General features: G+C 59.6%; 16 protein-coding genes. 7 read left to right on the forward strand and 9 right to left on the reverse strand.

Annotation, left to right across the window (positions count from 1 at the left end):
- The first annotated feature begins 1 nt into the window (after window position 1).
- The 3 genes from JFT44_RS01420 (at window position 2) to garD (ending at window position 4,481) form a co-directional block, all read left to right on the forward strand.
- Window positions 2-1,447: an aldehyde dehydrogenase family protein gene (locus tag JFT44_RS01420; RefSeq protein WP_120734146.1), complete on the forward strand. Its 1,446-nt coding sequence runs from the start codon at window positions 2-4 to the stop codon at window positions 1,445-1,447.
- A 103-nt stretch (window positions 1,448-1,550) separates the two neighbouring features.
- Window positions 1,551-2,915, forward strand: coding sequence for an MFS transporter (locus JFT44_RS01425; RefSeq protein WP_029291889.1), 1,365 nt, complete (start codon window positions 1,551-1,553; stop codon window positions 2,913-2,915).
- A 12-nt stretch (window positions 2,916-2,927) separates the two neighbouring features.
- On the forward strand, window positions 2,928-4,481 hold the full coding sequence (garD, locus tag JFT44_RS01430; protein WP_198799641.1) for a galactarate dehydratase: 1,554 nt from the start codon (window positions 2,928-2,930) through the stop codon (window positions 4,479-4,481).
- Window positions 4,482-4,512: 31 nt separating this feature from the next.
- Here garD and JFT44_RS01435 read toward each other — a convergent pair whose 3' ends face one another.
- The 3 genes from JFT44_RS01435 to JFT44_RS01445 form a co-directional block, all read right to left on the reverse strand.
- Window positions 4,513-5,217: an HAD-IB family phosphatase gene (locus tag JFT44_RS01435; protein WP_198830296.1), complete on the reverse strand. Its 705-nt coding sequence runs from the start codon at window positions 5,215-5,217 to the stop codon at window positions 4,513-4,515.
- A complete protein-coding gene (locus JFT44_RS01440) occupies window positions 5,214-5,936 on the reverse strand; it encodes a hypothetical protein (protein WP_198830297.1) in 723 nt (240 codons plus the stop codon). Before JFT44_RS01440 ends, JFT44_RS01435 begins: the two co-directional genes overlap by 4 nt.
- Before the next feature lie 145 nt (window positions 5,937-6,081).
- Window positions 6,082-6,711, reverse strand: a complete 630-nt coding sequence (locus tag JFT44_RS01445; protein ID WP_057958444.1) for a GNAT family N-acetyltransferase — start codon at window positions 6,709-6,711, stop codon at window positions 6,082-6,084.
- A gap of 310 nt (window positions 6,712-7,021) precedes the next feature.
- On the opposite strand from JFT44_RS01445, the gene JFT44_RS01450 reads away from it, so the two are divergent.
- On the forward strand, window positions 7,022-7,963 hold the full coding sequence (locus JFT44_RS01450) for an AEC family transporter (RefSeq protein WP_057438376.1): 942 nt from the start codon (window positions 7,022-7,024) through the stop codon (window positions 7,961-7,963).
- A 69-nt stretch (window positions 7,964-8,032) separates the two neighbouring features.
- Here the strand turns inward: JFT44_RS01450 and JFT44_RS01455 are convergent, their stop codons facing one another.
- The 6 genes from JFT44_RS01455 to gatC all read right to left on the reverse strand — a co-directional run bounded on the left by JFT44_RS01455 (window position 8,033) and on the right by gatC (window position 13,225).
- Window positions 8,033-8,416 (reverse strand): carboxymuconolactone decarboxylase family protein, encoded by a 384-nt coding sequence (locus tag JFT44_RS01455; protein WP_057958446.1) that lies wholly within the window; start codon window positions 8,414-8,416, stop codon window positions 8,033-8,035.
- Entirely contained in the window at window positions 8,413-9,423 is a 1,011-nt protein-coding gene (locus JFT44_RS01460; RefSeq protein WP_233098269.1) for a calcium/sodium antiporter, read from the reverse strand. The genes JFT44_RS01455 and JFT44_RS01460 overlap by 4 nt, the downstream gene beginning before the upstream one ends.
- 98 nt (window positions 9,424-9,521) lie before the next feature.
- Window positions 9,522-9,893 (reverse strand): septal ring lytic transglycosylase RlpA family protein, encoded by a 372-nt coding sequence (locus JFT44_RS01465; protein WP_057958448.1) that lies wholly within the window; start codon window positions 9,891-9,893, stop codon window positions 9,522-9,524.
- 120 nt (window positions 9,894-10,013) lie between these two features.
- Window positions 10,014-11,459 (reverse strand): Asp-tRNA(Asn)/Glu-tRNA(Gln) amidotransferase subunit GatB, encoded by a 1,446-nt coding sequence (gene gatB / locus JFT44_RS01470; protein WP_057438093.1) that lies wholly within the window; start codon window positions 11,457-11,459, stop codon window positions 10,014-10,016.
- 10 nt (window positions 11,460-11,469) lie between these two features.
- Window positions 11,470-12,921, reverse strand: a complete 1,452-nt coding sequence (gene gatA / locus JFT44_RS01475) for an Asp-tRNA(Asn)/Glu-tRNA(Gln) amidotransferase subunit GatA (protein WP_057958449.1) — start codon at window positions 12,919-12,921, stop codon at window positions 11,470-11,472.
- A gap of 16 nt (window positions 12,922-12,937) precedes the next feature.
- Window positions 12,938-13,225 (reverse strand): Asp-tRNA(Asn)/Glu-tRNA(Gln) amidotransferase subunit GatC, encoded by a 288-nt coding sequence (gatC, locus tag JFT44_RS01480; RefSeq protein ID WP_057958450.1) that lies wholly within the window; start codon window positions 13,223-13,225, stop codon window positions 12,938-12,940.
- A gap of 210 nt (window positions 13,226-13,435) precedes the next feature.
- Between gatC and mreB the strand changes: the two genes are divergently transcribed.
- The 3 genes from mreB to mreD all read left to right on the forward strand — a co-directional run bounded on the left by mreB (window position 13,436) and on the right by mreD (window position 16,137).
- Window positions 13,436-14,473: a rod shape-determining protein MreB gene (gene mreB / locus JFT44_RS01485; RefSeq protein WP_002555108.1), complete on the forward strand. Its 1,038-nt coding sequence runs from the start codon at window positions 13,436-13,438 to the stop codon at window positions 14,471-14,473.
- Window positions 14,474-14,611: 138 nt separating this feature from the next.
- Window positions 14,612-15,649: a rod shape-determining protein MreC gene (gene mreC, locus JFT44_RS01490; protein ID WP_081044183.1), complete on the forward strand. Its 1,038-nt coding sequence runs from the start codon at window positions 14,612-14,614 to the stop codon at window positions 15,647-15,649.
- A complete protein-coding gene (gene mreD / locus JFT44_RS01495) occupies window positions 15,649-16,137 on the forward strand; it encodes a rod shape-determining protein MreD (protein WP_057958452.1) in 489 nt (162 codons plus the stop codon). Before mreC ends, mreD begins: the two co-directional genes overlap by 1 nt.
- Window positions 16,138-16,162: the final 25 nt, after the last annotated feature.

Here is a 16,162-nt window from a genome sequence, read left to right on the forward strand (position 1 = left end):
CGTGTCCCAAACCAAGCGTTTTGACAACTACATCGGCGGCCAATGGGTGGCCGGTGCGGACTACTCAAGCAATATCAACCCGTCGGATCTTTCGGATGTCATCGGCGATTTCGCCACGGCCGACCTGGCCCAGGTCAACGCCGCCATCGACGCGGCCCGCGCAGCGTTCCCGGCGTGGTCGACCTCCGGCATCCAGGCCCGGCATGACGCCCTGGATAAAGTCGGCAGCGAGATCCTCGCCCGCCGTGAAGAACTCGGTACGCTGCTGGCCCGCGAAGAGGGCAAGACCCTTCCGGAAGCCATCGGCGAAGTGACCCGTGCCGGTAATATCTTCAAGTTTTTTGCCGGCGAGTGCCTGCGCCTGTCCGGTGATTACCTGCCGTCGGTGCGCCCAGGGGTCAATGTCGAAGTCACCCGCGAAGCCTTGGGTGTGGTGGGCCTGATTACCCCGTGGAACTTCCCGATTGCCATCCCCGCCTGGAAAATCGCCCCGGCCCTGGCCTACGGCAACTGCGTGGTGCTCAAGCCGGCAGACCTGGTGCCCGGCTGTGCCTGGGCCCTGGCCGAAATCATCTCCCGCGCCGGCTTCCCCAGTGGCGTGTTCAACCTGGTGATGGGCAGCGGCCGCGTCGTCGGCGATGCGCTGGTCAACAGCCCGCAGGTCGATGGCATCAGCTTTACCGGCTCCGTGGGCGTGGGCCGACAGATCGCAGTCAGTTGCGTGTCGCGCCAGGCCAAGGTGCAGTTGGAAATGGGCGGCAAAAACCCGCAGATCATTCTCGACGATGCCGACCTCAAGCAGGCCGTCGAGTTGTCGGTGCAGAGCGCGTTCTACTCCACTGGCCAGCGTTGCACGGCGTCCAGCCGCTTTATCGTCACGGCGGGGATCCACGACCGGTTCGTCGCGGCCATGGCCGAGCGCATGCAGTCGATCAAGGTCGGCCATGCCCTGCACGCCGGCACCGATATCGGACCGGTGGTGTCCCAGGCCCAACTGGACCAGGACCTGAAATACATCGACATCGGCCAGGGCGAGGGTGCGCGGCTGGTCAGCGGTGGTGGTTTGGTGACGTGTGACACCGAAGGTTACTTCCTGGCGCCGACTCTGTTCGCCGACAGCCAGGCCGCCATGCGCATCAGCCGTGAAGAAATCTTCGGCCCGGTGGCCAATGTCGTGCGCGTGGCGGACTACGAAGCGGCACTGGCCATGGCCAACGACACCGAGTTCGGTTTGTCGGCAGGCATTGCCACCACCTCGCTCAAGTATGCCAACCACTTCAAGCGCCACTCCCAGGCCGGGATGGTGATGGTCAACCTGCCGACGGCGGGTGTGGATTATCACGTTCCCTTTGGTGGGCGTAAGGGCTCATCCTACGGTTCGCGTGAGCAAGGTCGCTATGCGCAAGAGTTCTACACCGTGGTGAAAACCAGCTACATCGGCTCGTAAACGCAATACGTGTGGGAGCCGGCAATCCAGCTCCCACAAAAAAGCAGTGCGCAGCACCAAAACCATTACCCGCAAAAAAAATAATTAGTGGGAGTACATCTACATGCAAGCGACCAAGCCGACGCACGTCCGTTATTTGATCTTGCTCATGCTGTTCCTGGTGACCACGATCAACTACGCCGACCGCGCCACCATCGCCATCGCAGGTTCCAGCCTGCAAAAAGACCTCGGCATCGACGCGGTCACCCTCGGTTATATCTTCTCTGCGTTCGGTTGGGCCTATGTGGCCGGGCAAATCCCCGGCGGCTGGCTGCTCGACCGTTTCGGCTCGAAAAAAGTCTATGCCCTGAGCATCTTCACCTGGTCGCTGTTCACCGTGCTGCAAGGCTATGTCGGTGAGTTCGGGGTCTCCACCGCCGTGGTGGCGCTGTTTATGCTGCGATTCTTGGTGGGCCTGGCAGAGGCGCCATCCTTCCCCGGTAACGCACGGATTGTCGCGGCCTGGTTCCCCACTGCCGAACGCGGTACGGCTTCGGCGATCTTCAACTCGGCGCAGTACTTCGCCACCGTGTTGTTTGCACCGCTGATGGGCTGGATCGTCTACAGCTTCGGCTGGCAGCACGTGTTTATCGTGATGGGCGTGATCGGCATCGTGTTCTCGCTGATCTGGCTGAAAGTAATCTACAGCCCGCGCCAGCACCCGCTGATCAACGAAGCCGAGTTCAACCACATCGCTGCCAACGGGGCGATGGTCGATATGGATCAGGACAAGGCCAAGGGTAAGAAAACCGACGGGCCGAAGTGGGATTACATCCGCCAGTTGCTGACCAACCGCATGATGCTCGGGGTCTACCTGGGCCAGTACTGCATCAACGGTATTACCTACTTCTTTCTCACCTGGTTCCCCGTGTACCTGGTGCAGGACCGTGGCATGACCATCCTCAAGGCCGGTTTTATCGCCTCGTTGCCGGCGATCTGCGGTTTTATCGGCGGCGTGCTGGGCGGGGTGATTTCCGATTACCTGTTGCGCAAGGGCCACTCCCTGACCTTCGCTCGCAAGGCGCCGATCATTGCCGGTTTGTTGGTCTCCAGTAGCATCATTGCCTGCAACTACGTGGATGTGGAATGGATGGTGGTCGGCTTTATGGCCCTGGCCTTCTTCGGCAAAGGCGTTGGCGCACTGGGTTGGGCGGTGGTGTCTGACACCTCGCCGAAACAAATCGCCGGCCTCAGCGGCGGCTTGTTCAACACCTTCGGCAACCTGGCTTCCATCACCACGCCCATCGTGATTGGCTACATCATCAGCACTACCGGTTCGTTCAAGTGGGCCCTGGTGTTCGTCGGCGCCAATGCGCTGGTGGCGGTATTCAGCTACCTGGTGATCGTCGGCCCGATCAAGCGCGTGGTGCTCAACGAGCCACCGAGCAAAGGCCCCGAGTTGACTAACCTTTCCCAAGCGCAATCCTGAAGGGGCCGTGTGATGCAGTTGATTGAACATGCCGACTCGCCGCGCTCCATTCGTCTGCACGAGCGCGACAACGTAGTAATCGTGGTCAATGACCAGGGCGTGCCGGCGGGCACCGAGTTCCCGGACGGCCTGGTGACCGTGGAGTTCATCCCCCAGAGCCACAAGGTGACCCTGGAAGATATCCCGCAAGGTGGTCAGATCATTCGCTATGGCCAAACCATCGGTTACGCCTTGCAGCCGATACCGCGCGGCAGTTGGGTCCAGGAAGATCAACTGCGCATGCCTACCGCACCGCCGCTGGACAGCCTGCCGCTGTCCACCGAGGTCCCCGAGGCCCAGGCGCCATTGGAAGGCTTTACTTTCGAAGGCTATCGCAATGCCGACGGCACCGTCGGTACGCGCAATATCCTTGGCATCACCACCACTGTGCAGTGCGTGACCGGCGTGCTGGACCATGCGGTCAAGCGCATCAAGGACGAGTTGCTGCCCAAGTACCCGAATGTCGATGACGTAGTGGCACTGACCCACAGCTACGGCTGTGGCGTGGCCATTACCGCCACCGATGCCTATATCCCGATCCGCACTGTGCGCAACCTGGCGCGCAACCCGAACCTGGGGGGCGAAGCGCTGGTGATCAGCCTGGGCTGCGAGAAATTGCAGGCCGGGCAAGTGATGCACGACAACGACAGCTCGGTTGACCTCAGCGAGCCGTGGCTGTACCGCCTGCAGGACGCCAGCCACGGCTTCAGTGAAATGATCGAGCAGATCATGGCGCTAGCCGAAGTCCGCCTGAAGAAACTCGACCTGCGCCGGCGGGAAACCGTACCGGCCTCGGAGCTGATCCTCGGCATGCAATGCGGCGGCAGCGACGCGTTTTCCGGGATCACCGCCAACCCGGCGCTGGGTTACGCCTCGGACTTATTGCTGCGGGCCGGGGCGACGGTGATGTTTTCCGAAGTCACTGAAGTGCGCGATGCCATTTACCTGCTGACCTCCCGTGCCGAGAGCCAAGACGTTGCCCGGGAACTGGTACGGGAAATGGACTGGTACGACCGCTACCTGGCCAAGGGCGAGGCCGACCGCAGCGCCAACACCACGCCGGGCAACAAGAAGGGCGGGTTGTCGAACATTGTCGAGAAGTCCCTGGGCTCCATCGTCAAATCCGGCAGCAGCGCGATCAACGGCGTACTGGGGCCGGGCGAGCGCTTCAAGGGCAAAGGCCTGATCTTTTGCGCGACACCGGCCAGCGATTTTGTCTGCGGCACCTTGCAACTGGCGGCGGGGATGAACCTGCATGTCTTCACCACCGGTCGCGGCACGCCTTACGGGCTGGCGATGGCGCCGGTGGTGAAGGTCTCGACCCGCACGGAACTGGCCCAGCGCTGGCCAGACCTGATCGATATCGACGCCGGACGCATCGCCACCGGCCGTGCGACCATCGAGGAGCTGGGCTGGGAGTTGTTCCACTTCTACCTGGATGTAGCCAGTGGCAAGAAGCAGACCTGGGCCGAGCGGCATAAATTGCACAATGACATTACGTTGTTCAATCCCGCTCCTGTTACGTAGTTTGTGGGGGCTGATTGTGTCGGATAATGGGTCAAGGCAGTGAACTCAGTAGCGCCTGAATATGAGGATAAACACTGCCTGGACTGGTTGCTCGACGTACTTGACCTGTCAGTTCGGGCAGGGGTTGTTTGACGTAGTAATCAGCACATACAAAACCATCCGCCCAGCCATTGGCATAGACCTGATAGTCAGAGGTGGCGTCTCCGACGATGAGCGTGCGGCCTTTCAAACGACCACTTTCGCGCCAATGCCGGGTAATTTTGCTTTTGCCACTGCTGGGGTTGATCAGTGGCGACGGGCGAGGGCACAGTGCCCGTGAGCCTAACCAGAACAGTCGATTAGCAAGTACGTTTCGTGGGTTGATGCCCAGGGCACGGACAATGGGCGTAATCCACTCCATGTAGCCACCGGAAAGAATATGTACCTGTACGCCGTATTGCTGTAATTGGTGCAGTGTTTCGCGCAAGGCCGGTTCGATGTTGTTCACGGTCGCTTCGATATAGTGCGTGAGATGACTGCGTCGGATGCGTGGAATCACCTTCATCAAACTCAATAGTTCCCATGCACTGGCCGTCCCTGCCAGCACCTTGGGGGCAATCAGCCTCAGCTCTTTCAATTGGTCTTGTGCCTTGCTGCTGTCGGCGATGGTGGACTTGATGATCTCGATTGTACTTTCGTGATCGATCAGGGTTTGATCGAAATCAAAGATGACATGTATGTCGTCGGCACTGTTCATGAATTGGGCCCTGAACTTGCTTTTCGGTAGTCATGCTTGTCCTCACGGGTCCATGGGGTCGCGGCAATGCCTAGCTCTGTCGCAATGCACACTTGTATCTGTCGGGCGAAATCTTCGGGACTCTGATTTTCGTTGCGTTGCTGGGGCGGTAGATAGGTCATTTCGAACGAAAGCCACGGCATCAGCAGCAGTCGCAAAAAACTGCGAGTGGCTGAACTGTGCAAGGGGGCAGCCGTCAGGCCCAGCGGCAGGCTGAGGCGCATTGCCAGTGGCACCACAGCAAATCCGCGGTTCAGTAGGCTGGGACGAAAAGCGTAGAGGCCAAGGCCATTGTTAATGGTCGCTTCTGGAGCGACATACAGCGCTGTGCCTTGGGGGGTATTACGAAAAGCATGCAGGTTTTTTGCGAGTTCTCTTTTGTCATTGACATTCCAGAAGCATTTCCCAGAGCGTTTGGACAATAGGAAAAACATCGCTTTGACCAGCGGGTGGGTGACGTCAAACATTGTGCCGACTGCTGACGGCATCGCCAACAGTGGAAAGTAGTCGCAAACACTTAGATGGTTAAGGGCGATCACCCGACCGTCGGTGAGGTTCTTGACCTCCTGCGTTGATAGGTTGCACTTGAGTTTGATACCCATGACAAACAGCAGCGTGCAGTAAATAACCCGTTTGGCGGCCGGCGGTAACGGCCAGGCTAAAAGGCTCAAGACAAGCAAGGACAGGAGTCGTATCGTTGCAAGCAGGCACCCGAGTGGTAAATAGGCGTAGCGGGGGAGTGCGGGGCCTTCCCAAGTATGATGGGTGCATAGTCCTGCCACGCAATTCGCGGGGTCTTTTTTTATGCAGTGTTTTGGCAATTGATTATATTCCCTGTGATTGACGGGAGGTTGTTTTCAATAATCTCTGGTGGTGAGTTTTTTGCGTGCGCTCCAGAATGCGACGAACTCTTGCAATGTTGTGTGGGAATACTTCCATGAATTTTTTATGGGTGACAACTATTTTAAGGTGTGGCCCGAAAGGGGTGTTTACTATTGTTCCGGTTGGCTTTTTTTGTAGTAGGAAAGTGCTGATGTTGTTGAGTGCGTATTTATGGTTGATGTTAACTCTTAGATGGATTTTTTCAAACTTCAGCTGCTTGAATCCATACTCAAGCGCCAGGCAATTAGCCGCCATTGGGTAAGGCGTTCCCCAATATTCGCTGAGGTAACGTGCGCCAAAGTTTATTCCGCATTCCTTTTCGGCAAATCCGCTATAACCGATAAAAGGTGCATTGGCACCGAGGCTTACGGCCCAGCGTGACCAACCCCTCTTAGCGATTTCCTGTTGAAATGTGTAAATCTCCTTGGTGGCGGCGTTATGGTCGCGAATAGTTCCGGCAGAGATGTATTTCATTGTTTCTGGGTCACTGAGTAAGTTGGCATAGCCCTCTATGTCACTTGAGTCCCAGGTTCTGAGGTGGACGTTATGAAATTGATTGATTGTTTTGCGCATTAAGTCTCTCCGCCTGTTTGCGTCTGATCCATTAATTGTTTCGGTTGTTCGTTTGGGCTTATTTGTATCTGGTAAGTTAAGGAGAGGAGGTAAGCTTAAACTGGCAAGATTGTCAGAACCTATACCGTTTTTGTCAGGGTATTTATTTCTGTCGAAGGGGCAACTCTTACTGGTTTGTAGGAATTTCAAGGGCTGAGAGGCTCCGACTCGTAAGTATTATCTTTTGGAATATGAGTAAAGCCATGCCACAGGGCCGTGGTCCTGTTTTATCATGGGAGATCTTCGACTATTTGTATTAAGGGTTACCCGCATGCTGGCTATCTTCCTGCAAACCCTGACCATCACCGCGCCGGTGTTTGCCATGCTGTTCCTGGGCGTCCTGCTCAAGCGCATCAACTGGATCAACGACGACTTTATCCACACTGCGTCGGCCTTGGTGTTTAACGTCACCATGCCGGCGTTGCTGTTTCTGGGGATTCTGCATGCCGACCTGCATTCGGCGCTCAAGCCGGAACTGCTGATCTATTTCTCGGTTGCGACGTTGGTCGGCTTCGCCCTGGCCTGGGGTTGGGCGATTTTCCGTTGCCCGCGTGAGGACCGGGGTATTTATGCCCAAGGTGCATTTCGTGGTAACAACGGGGTGATTGGCCTGGCACTGGCGGCCAGTATGTACGGCGACTACGGGATTTCCCTTGGCGCGATCCTCGCCGCCCTGGTGATCCTGTTCTACAACACCCTGTCGACCATAGTGCTGGCGGTCTACAGTCCGGTGATCAAGTCCGATCCGTGGAGCATCTGCAAAAGCGTGCTGGCCAATCCATTGATTATCAGCGTGATTGCGGCCACACCCTTCGCGTATTTCCAGATTGGCTTGCCCGGCTGGCTGGAAAAGTCCGGGCAATACCTGGCAGATACCACATTGCCATTGGCGTTGATCTGCATCGGCGGCACGTTGTCCATGGCGGCCCTGCGGAAAAGCGGCAGCATTGCCCTGAGCGCCAGCCTGATGAAGATGATTTGGCTGCCCCTGGTGGCGACTGCCGGCGCGTGGCTGTACGGGTTCCGCGGGCCGGAACTGGGGATCCTGTTTTTGTATTTCGGCGCGCCGACGGCTGCCGCCAGTTTTGTCATGGCTCGCGCGGCCCAGGGCAACCATGAGTTGGCGGCAGCGATCATTGTGATCACCACCTTGATGGCGGCGGTGACCACTAATATCGGGATCTTCGTGTTGCAGGCGGGTGGCTGGATCTGAAATGTTCTGGTGAAGGTGTGCACAATCAAAATTGTGGGAGCGGGCTTGCCCGCGATAGCGATCTAACAGTCACTGCGGGCCTGACTGATACGCCTCAATCACTTCCTGCGCCGCCCGAAACGCATCAATCGCCGCCGGCACGCCGGCATACACCGCGCAATGCAGCAGCGCCTCGCGAATTTCTTCAACAGTACAGCCATTATTCAGCGCGCCGCGCACATGGCCCTTGAGTTCCTGCGGGCACTTCAAGGCAGTCAATGCCGCGAGTGTAATCAGGCTGCGGGTCTTCAGTGGCAGGCCTTCACGGTTCCACACCCCGCCCCAGGCATGTTCGTTGACGAAGTCCTGCAGTGGCTGGGTGAACTCGGTGGCATTGCCCAGCGCGCGGTCGACAAACACATCACCCATGACCTGGCGACGCATTTGCTCGCCGGATTTCGGTTGATCGGTCATTGCGATTCCCTCTTGTGGTGTTGGCGGCGCCAGGCTCGCAGCGAGGTGAACAACAGGAAAGCCACCAGCGCTGGCAGCACGTAGTACAGCATCAGTTGTTCGAGTTTATTGGCCAGCGGCATGCCGGTGGTGAACGACAGCACATGCAGCCCATACGCCAGGTACAAGCCCAGCAGCAGCAAGCCTTCGGCGCGGGTAATGCGGTAGCCGGTGTAAAACACCGGCAAGCACAACACCACGACGCCGAGCATTACCGGCAGGTCGAAATCCAGGGCATTGGGCGATACCGACAAGGGCGACGGCGCCACCAGCGCGGTAAAGCCCAGTACCCCCAACAGGTTGAACAGGTTGCTGCCGATCACGTTGCCCACCGCAATCTCCCGCTCGCCGCGTACGGCGGCGATCAGGGATGTGGCGAGGCACGGCAGGGAGGTACTGACGGCAACGATGGTCAGGCCGATCACCCGCTCGGACAGGCCCAGGTCGCCGGCCACTTCCACCGCCGCCCCCAGCACCAGGTGCCCGGCGATCACCAGCAGCACGAGCCCACCGATCATCCACAGCAAACTGCTCAACCACGGCGCCTGCACCACGGTGTCGCGGGTCCGTGGGCGGCGCGAATGGCGGGTCTGGTACAGCAACAGGGCGAGGTAGGCGAGTAGGGCGACCAGCAAGGTCAGGCCGTCAAGCGGGGTCAGGGCTTCATCGCTGGCGAGAATAAACAGCAGCAGGCTGGCGCCGATCATCACCGGGATATCCAGGCGCACCAGTTGGCGCGACACGCGCAAGGGTATGATCAGCGCCGACAGGCCCAGGGTGACGAGGATATTGAAGATGCTGCTGCCGATCACACTGCCCACGGCAATATCGGTATTGCCGGCCAGGGTGGCCTGCAGGCTGACGGCGATTTGCGGCGCGCTGCTGCCAAAGGCCACGATGCTCAAGCCAATGATCAGCGGCCTGACCTTGAGGCTGGCGGCCAGGCGCACGGCGGCGCGTACCAGCATTTCGGCGCCGGCAATCAGCAGCAGCAGGCCGCTGATCAGTTCAATCAGGCTGATGGGCGAGAGGGCGCTTAATCCGAAAATGGTCAGGGCTCCGACAGTCAGTTGCTCAGGGCTTGTACGCGCACGCGCGCGGTTCCGCTGCGCAGCATACCCAACTGTTCGGCGGCCTGGCGTGAAAGATCAATCAGTCGGCCACGGGTGTGTGGGCCGCGATCATTGATGCGTACCACCACGGATCTATCGTTGGACAGGTTGGTGACCTGCACCCGCGTGCCGAATGGCAGGCGTCGGTGGGCGGCGGTCATTGCGTGTTGGTTGAAGGGTTCACCGCTGGCGGTTTTCTTGCCGTGGTGCTTGGCGCCGTAGTAGGACGCGGTGCCGGTTTCGTCGTAACCGTTGGGGTCGATCAGGCCACTGGCGCAGCCGGTGAGCAGGGAGAACAGGGCGCAGAGGCCGAGTAGACGCTTCATTATCAAAATATCCCCATCACAAATGTGGGAGCGGCGGTGCGACGATTCGAATCGTCGCACCGCCGCTCCCACATGGGGTCCGAGTCGCAAGTAAAATCCCGCTCGGACCATTCATTGCTATCAGCCTTCGAGCTTGCTCTTGAGCAATTCGTTCACCTGTTGCGGGTTGGCCTTGCCTTTGGAGGCTTTCATCGCCTGGCCCACAAAGAAGCCGAACATCTTGCCGCGCTTGGCTTCATCCGCCGCACGGTATTGCTCGACCTGCTCGGCGTTGGCCGCCAGCATTTCATCCAGCACGGCCGAGATGGCGCCGCTGTCGGTGACTTGCTTGAGGCCGCGCTTCTCGATGATCTCGTCGGCGTTGCCTTCACCGCTGGCCATGGCCTCGAATACGGTCTTGGCGATTTTGCCGGAGATGGTGTTGTCCTTGATGCGCAGCAACATGCCGCCCAGTTGTTCGGCCGAGACCGGGGCTTCGTCGATTTCCAGGCCCTGTTTGTTCAACAGGCTGCCCAGCTCGACCATGACCCAGTTGGCGGCCAGCTTGGCGTCACCGGCAATGCTCACGACTTTTTCGAAGTAGTCGGCTTGCTCGCGGCTCGAAGCCAGCACGCTGGCGTCATACACCGACAGACCGAACTGCGCCTGGAAACGCTCGCGTTTTTGCGGTGGCAATTCCGGCAGGGTGGCGCGCACGTCATTGAGGAACGAATCCTCGAGCACCACTGGCAACAGGTCCGGATCGGGGAAGTAACGGTAGTCGTTGGCTTCCTCTTTGCTGCGCATGGCACGGGTTTCGTCTTTGTTCGGGTCGTACAGGCGGGTCTGCTGGATCACTTTGCCGCCGTCTTCGATCAGCTCGATCTGGCGACGGACTTCGGTGTTGATCGCCTTCTCGATGAAACGGAACGAGTTGACGTTCTTGATCTCGCAGCGGGTGCCGTACTCGACCTGGCCTTTTGGCCGCACCGACACGTTGCAGTCGCAACGCAGGGAGCCTTCGGCCATGTTGCCGTCGCAGATGCCCAGGTAGCGCACCAGCGCGTGGATGGTCTTGACGTAGGCCACGGCTTCCTTGGCACTGCGCATGTCCGGCTCGGACACGATCTCCAGCAGCGGCGTGCCGGCGCGGTTCAGGTCGATGCCGGTGGCGCCATTGAATTCTTCATGCAGGCTCTTGCCGGCATCTTCTTCCAGGTGCGCACGGGTCACGCCGACGCGTTTGATCGTGCCGTCTTCCAGAGGGATATCCAGGTAGCCCTTGCCGACGATCGGCAGTTCCATCTGGCTGATCTGGTAGCCCTTGGGCAGGTCCGGGTAGAAGTAGTTCTTGCGCGCAAACACGTTGTGCTGGCCGATCTCGGCGTCAATCGCCAGGCCGAACATCACCGCCATGCGCACCGCTTCCTGGTTCAGTACTGGCAGTACGCCAGGCATGCCCAGGTCTACCAGGCTGGCCTGGGTGTTGGGCTCGGAGCCGAACGTGGTGGCGCTGCCGGAGAAAATCTTCGATTGGGTGGCGAGCTGGGTATGAATCTCCAGCCCGATCACAACTTCCCATTGCATAGTGTTCTCCTCAGAAGCCGGTTGGGGTGCGAGTGTGCCAGTCAGTGTGCAACTGGTACTGGTGCGCCACATTGAGCAAGCGGCTTTCCTGGAAATACGGGGCGAGTAGTTGCACGCCCACCGGCAAACCGTCGACAAAACCAGCAGGCATGGACAAGCCCGGCAGGCCGGCGAGGTTGGCGGTGATGGTGTACAGGTCTTCCAGGTATTCGGCGATCGGGTCGCCGGTCTTGGCGCCGATCTTCCAGGCCGGGTTTGGCGTGGTTGGGCCGAGGATCACGTCGACTTCATTAAAAGCTGCCATGAAGTCGTTCTTGATCAGGCGACGGATCTTTTGCGCCTTGAGGTAGTACGCGTCGTAGTAACCGGCCGACAGGGCGTAGGCACCGACCATGATTCGGCGTTGTACTTCCACGCCGAAACCTTCGCCACGGGAGCGCTTGTACAGGTCGGTGAGGTCTTTCGGGTCTTCACAGCGGTAGCCGAAACGCACGCCGTCGAAGCGCGACAGGTTCGACGAGGCCTCTGCCGGGGCGATCACGTAGTACGCGGGAATTGCGTGCTGGTTGTTCGGCAGGCTGATTTCCTTGATCACCGCGCCGAGCTTTTCCAGCTCCTTGACGCTGTTGTGCACCAGCTCGGCGATACGCGGGTCGAGGCCGGCGCTGAAATACTCTTTCGGCACGCCGATGCGCAGGCCTTGGATCGAGGTATTGAGGCTGGCGCTGTAGTCCGGCACCGGCTCATCAATACTGGTGGAGTCCTTCGCATCGAACCCGGCCATGCCTTGTAACAATATTGCGCAGTCTTCGGCAGTGCGAGCCAAAGGGCCGCCCTGGTCGAGGCTGGACGCGTAGGCAATCATGCCCCAGCGGGAAACACGACCGTAGGTCGGTTTCAGGCCGGTGAGGTTGGTGAACGCGGCAGGCTGGCGGATCGAGCCGCCGGTATCGGTGGCAGTGGCGGCCGGAAGCAGGCGGGCGGCCACGGCTGCAGCCGAACCACCGGACGAACCGCCGGGCACGTGCTCCAGGTTCCACGGGTTTTTCACCGCGCCGTAGTAGCTCGATTCGTTGGCCGAGCCCATGGCGAATTCGTCCATGTTGGTCTTGCCCAGGGTCACGGCCCCGGCTTCGGCCAGCTTGGCGACCACGGTCGCATCGTAGGGCGCCTTGAAGTTGTCGAGCATCTTCGAGCCGCAGCTGGTGCGGATGCCCTGGGTGCAGAACAGGTCCTTGTGACCGATTGGCGCACCCAGCAGCGCGCCGCCTTCACCGTTGGCGCGACGGGCGTCAGCGGCCTTGGCCTGGCTAAGGGCCAGATCTTCGGTGAGGCTGATGAAGCTGTTGACCTTCGGATCCAGCGCGGCGATACGCGCCAGCAGGGCCTTGGTCAGCTCTTCGGAAGAAAACTTTTTGTCGGCGAGACCGCGGGCGATCTCGGCCAGAGTCAATTGATGCATTGCAGGCTCTTTCCCTTTAGTCGATGACTTTCGGAACCAGGTACAGGCCGTTTTCGACCGCTGGTGCGATGGACTGGTAGGCCTCGCGATTATTGCGTTCGGTCACGACGTCTGCGCGCAGGCGCTGGCTGGCTTCCAGTGGGTGGGCCAGGGGGTCGATGCCATCGGTATTCACCGCTTGCATCTGGTCGACCAGCCCGAGAATGCTGTTCAGGGCTGCGGTGGTCTGTGGAAGATCGGCTTCATTGAGGCCCAGGCAGGCCAAATGAGCGATTTTTTCCACGTCGGAGCGTTCAAGCGCCATGGGATTCTCCAGTGGAAAACAGAACGGAAGCTATCCGTGTGTTAGATTGTCGGAACACTACCGCATTTCTACGGTCATAAGGCCGCGATTGTGGGGTTAGGTGCACAGAAAGTCTGCCAATTTAGCACATTGGCGCCTTGCCCAAAATCCCTGTCGTTGTTAGAGTTTGCCGCACTTTTTTACCCACGCGTTGCCTAGGGTCCCTTTCCCATGTTCAAGAAACTGCGTGGCATGTTTTCCAGCGATCTTTCCATCGACCTGGGCACTGCCAACACCCTTATTTACGTGCGCGAGCGCGGTATCGTCCTGAATGAGCCATCGGTTGTGGCCATTCGGACCCATGGTAATCAGAAAAGTGTCGTTGCCGTGGGCACCGAGGCCAAGCGCATGCTCGGCCGTACACCTGGCAACATTGCCGCCATTCGTCCGATGAAAGACGGCGTGATCGCCGACTTCAGTGTCTGCGAGAAGATGCTGCAGTACTTCATCAACAAGGTTCATGAAAACAGTTTCCTGCAGCCCAGCCCTCGTGTGCTGATCTGCGTGCCGTGCAAATCCACCCAGGTGGAGCGTCGTGCCATCCGTGAATCGGCCCTGGGTGCCGGTGCCCGCGAAGTGTTCCTGATCGAAGAGCCAATGGCCGCTGCCATCGGCGCCGGCCTGCCGGTTGAAGAAGCGCGTGGTTCGATGGTGGTGGATATCGGTGGCGGTACCACTGAAATCGCCCTGATCTCCCTCAATGGCGTGGTGTATGCCGAATCCGTACGGGTTGGCGGCGACCGCTTCGACGAAGCGATCATCACGTATGTGCGTCGTAACTACGGCAGCCTGATCGGCGAATCAACCGCCGAGCGCATCAAGCAGGAAATCGGCACCGCCTACCCGGGTGGCGAAGTGCGCGAAGTCGATGTTCGCGGTCGCAACCTGGCCGAGGGCGTGCCACGTGCCTTTACCCTGAACTCCAATGAAGTGCTGGAAGCTCTGCAAGAGTCCCTGGCCACCATCGTTCAGGCGGTCAAGAGCGCGCTGGAGCAGTCGCCGCCGGAACTGGCTTCCGATATCGCCGAGCGTGGCCTGGTGCTGACCGGTGGTGGCGCCTTGCTGCGTGACCTCGACAAGCTGCTGGCCCAGGAAACCGGCCTACCGGTGATCGTCGCCGAAGACCCGCTGACCTGCGTTGCCCGTGGCGGTGGTCGTGCACTGGAAATGATGGATAAACACACCATGGACCTGCTCTCCAGCGAATAAGATCGTTGGTTGCGCCATGTTTCGCCAACAGGCAGCACTTTGCAGTGCTGCCTGTTGGCGTTTATCTTCTTCAATCTGCATCCAGGCCGGTTTGATGCCGTATGAATAAAGAGAATATCTGCCCGGGAGTAGCGGCCTATTAAACCGCTCTTCACTAAAGGCCCCTCATTGGGCGTGCGCTTGTTGGTGCTGGTCGTGCTATCGGTCGCGCTGATGGTGGTCGATGCCCGCTTCACACTGCTCAAGCCAGTGCGTAGCCAGATGTCGCTGGTATTGATGCAGTCCTACTGGATCACCGACCTGCCGCAACGGCTATGGCAAGGTGTGGCCAGCCAGTTTGGCAGCCGCACAGAACTGGTGGCCGAGAACGAAAAGCTCAAGACCGAAAACCTGCTGCTGCAGGGGCGCATGCAAAAGCTTGCGGCCCTGACCGAGCAGAACGTCCGGCTGCGCGAGTTGCTCAATTCTTCCGCGTTGGTCAACGAAAAGGTCGAAGTGGCCGAGTTGATCGGCATGGACCCCAACCCCTTCACCCATCGCATCATCATCAACAAGGGCGAGCGCGATGGCGTGGTCCTTGGCCAGCCGGTGCTCGATGCCCGTGGCCTGATGGGCCAGGTGGTGGAGTTGATGCCCTATACCTCCCGCGTGCTGCTGCTCACCGACACCACCCACAGCATTCCGGTGCAGGTCAATCGCAATGGCCTGCGGGCGATTGCCAGTGGTACCGGCAACCCGGAGCGCCTGGAATTGCGGCATGTGGCCGACACCGCCGACATCAAGGAAGGCGACCTGCTGGTCAGCTCCGGCCTCGGCCAGCGATTCCCGGCGGGCTATCCGGTGGCGACGGTCAAGGAAGTGATCCACGATTCCGGCCAGCCTTTCGCGATTGTCCGTGCCGTGCCGACAGCCGCGCTGAACCGTAGCCGCTACCTGTTGCTGGTGTTCAGTGACACGCGCACGCCAGAAGAGCGCGCCAACGAGGCTGCCCAGGCCCAGGAAGCGCAGGACCGGCAGGACGGCACCGCAACCGTACCCAAGCCTGCGACACCGGCAGCGCCAGTGGCGACACCCGCCGCACCCGCTTCGGCAACACCTGCCCGGCCGGTCAGGCCTGCGGCGTCCACGCCTGCTGCTGCACCTGCGCCAGCAACCACTCGACAGGGGGCGCAATAATGGCCGGTACATATTCACGCAATGGTTGGATGGTCTGGTTGACCTTCGCCATCGGTATGTTGCTCAGCGTTTCGCCGATGCCGCAATTCATGGAAATCCTGCGTCCGCTGTGGCTGGCCTTGCTGTTGGCCTTCTGGGCCCTGGCCTTGCCGCACAAAGTCGGCATGGTCACCGCGATGTGCCTGGGGCTGGCTGAAGACGTGATGTATGGCACCTTGCTCGGCCAGAACGCCTTGATTCTCACGCTGATTACCTTCCTGGTGCTGTCGCTGCAGCAACGCCTGCGCATGTTTCCGATGTGGCAGCAATGCCTGGTGATCCTGGTGATCTTCGGTCTGGCCCAGTTGGTGCAACTGTGGCTTAGCGCCTTGACCGGTAACCGCCAGCCGACCCTCGCGCTGGTCTTGCCGGCGCTGGTCAGCGCGCTGTTGTGGCCATGGGTCAGCTTCGGTCTGCGTGGGTTGTGTCGCCGCTATAAAATCAATTGAGTGGGGCGCGAAGCTCTGCCTGGTT

The organism is Pseudomonas sp. MF5691 (assembly GCF_016405645.1).
Lineage (GTDB): Bacteria > Pseudomonadota > Gammaproteobacteria > Pseudomonadales > Pseudomonadaceae > Aquipseudomonas > Aquipseudomonas shahriarae.

What these genes read in the sequence shown, in the direction of transcription:
- JFT44_RS01435 (WP_198830296.1), bottom strand. Translation starts at nt 5,217, where the DNA reads ATGAACAGTGCCGACGACATACATGTCATCTTTGATTTCGATCAAACC.
- JFT44_RS01445 (WP_057958444.1), bottom strand. Translation starts at nt 6,711, where the DNA reads ATGCGCAAAACAATCAATCAATTTCATAACGTCCACCTCAGAACCTGG.
- JFT44_RS01460 (WP_233098269.1), bottom strand. Translation starts at nt 9,423, where the DNA reads ATGCTGGTACGCGCCGCCGTGCGCCTGGCCGCCAGCCTCAAGGTCAGG.
- gatB (WP_057438093.1), bottom strand. Translation starts at nt 11,459, where the DNA reads ATGCAATGGGAAGTTGTGATCGGGCTGGAGATTCATACCCAGCTCGCC.
- garD (WP_198799641.1), top strand. Translation starts at nt 2,928, where the DNA reads ATGCAGTTGATTGAACATGCCGACTCGCCGCGCTCCATTCGTCTGCAC.
- gatC (WP_057958450.1), bottom strand. Translation starts at nt 13,225, where the DNA reads ATGGCGCTTGAACGCTCCGACGTGGAAAAAATCGCTCATTTGGCCTGC.
- JFT44_RS01455 (WP_057958446.1), bottom strand. Translation starts at nt 8,416, where the DNA reads ATGACCGATCAACCGAAATCCGGCGAGCAAATGCGTCGCCAGGTCATG.
- mreB (WP_002555108.1), top strand. Translation starts at nt 13,436, where the DNA reads ATGTTCAAGAAACTGCGTGGCATGTTTTCCAGCGATCTTTCCATCGAC.
- gatA (WP_057958449.1), bottom strand. Translation starts at nt 12,921, where the DNA reads ATGCATCAATTGACTCTGGCCGAGATCGCCCGCGGTCTCGCCGACAAA.
- mreD (WP_057958452.1), top strand. Translation starts at nt 15,649, where the DNA reads ATGGCCGGTACATATTCACGCAATGGTTGGATGGTCTGGTTGACCTTC.
- JFT44_RS01450 (WP_057438376.1), top strand. Translation starts at nt 7,022, where the DNA reads ATGCTGGCTATCTTCCTGCAAACCCTGACCATCACCGCGCCGGTGTTT.
- JFT44_RS01465 (WP_057958448.1), bottom strand. Translation starts at nt 9,893, where the DNA reads ATGAAGCGTCTACTCGGCCTCTGCGCCCTGTTCTCCCTGCTCACCGGC.
- JFT44_RS01425 (WP_029291889.1), top strand. Translation starts at nt 1,551, where the DNA reads ATGCAAGCGACCAAGCCGACGCACGTCCGTTATTTGATCTTGCTCATG.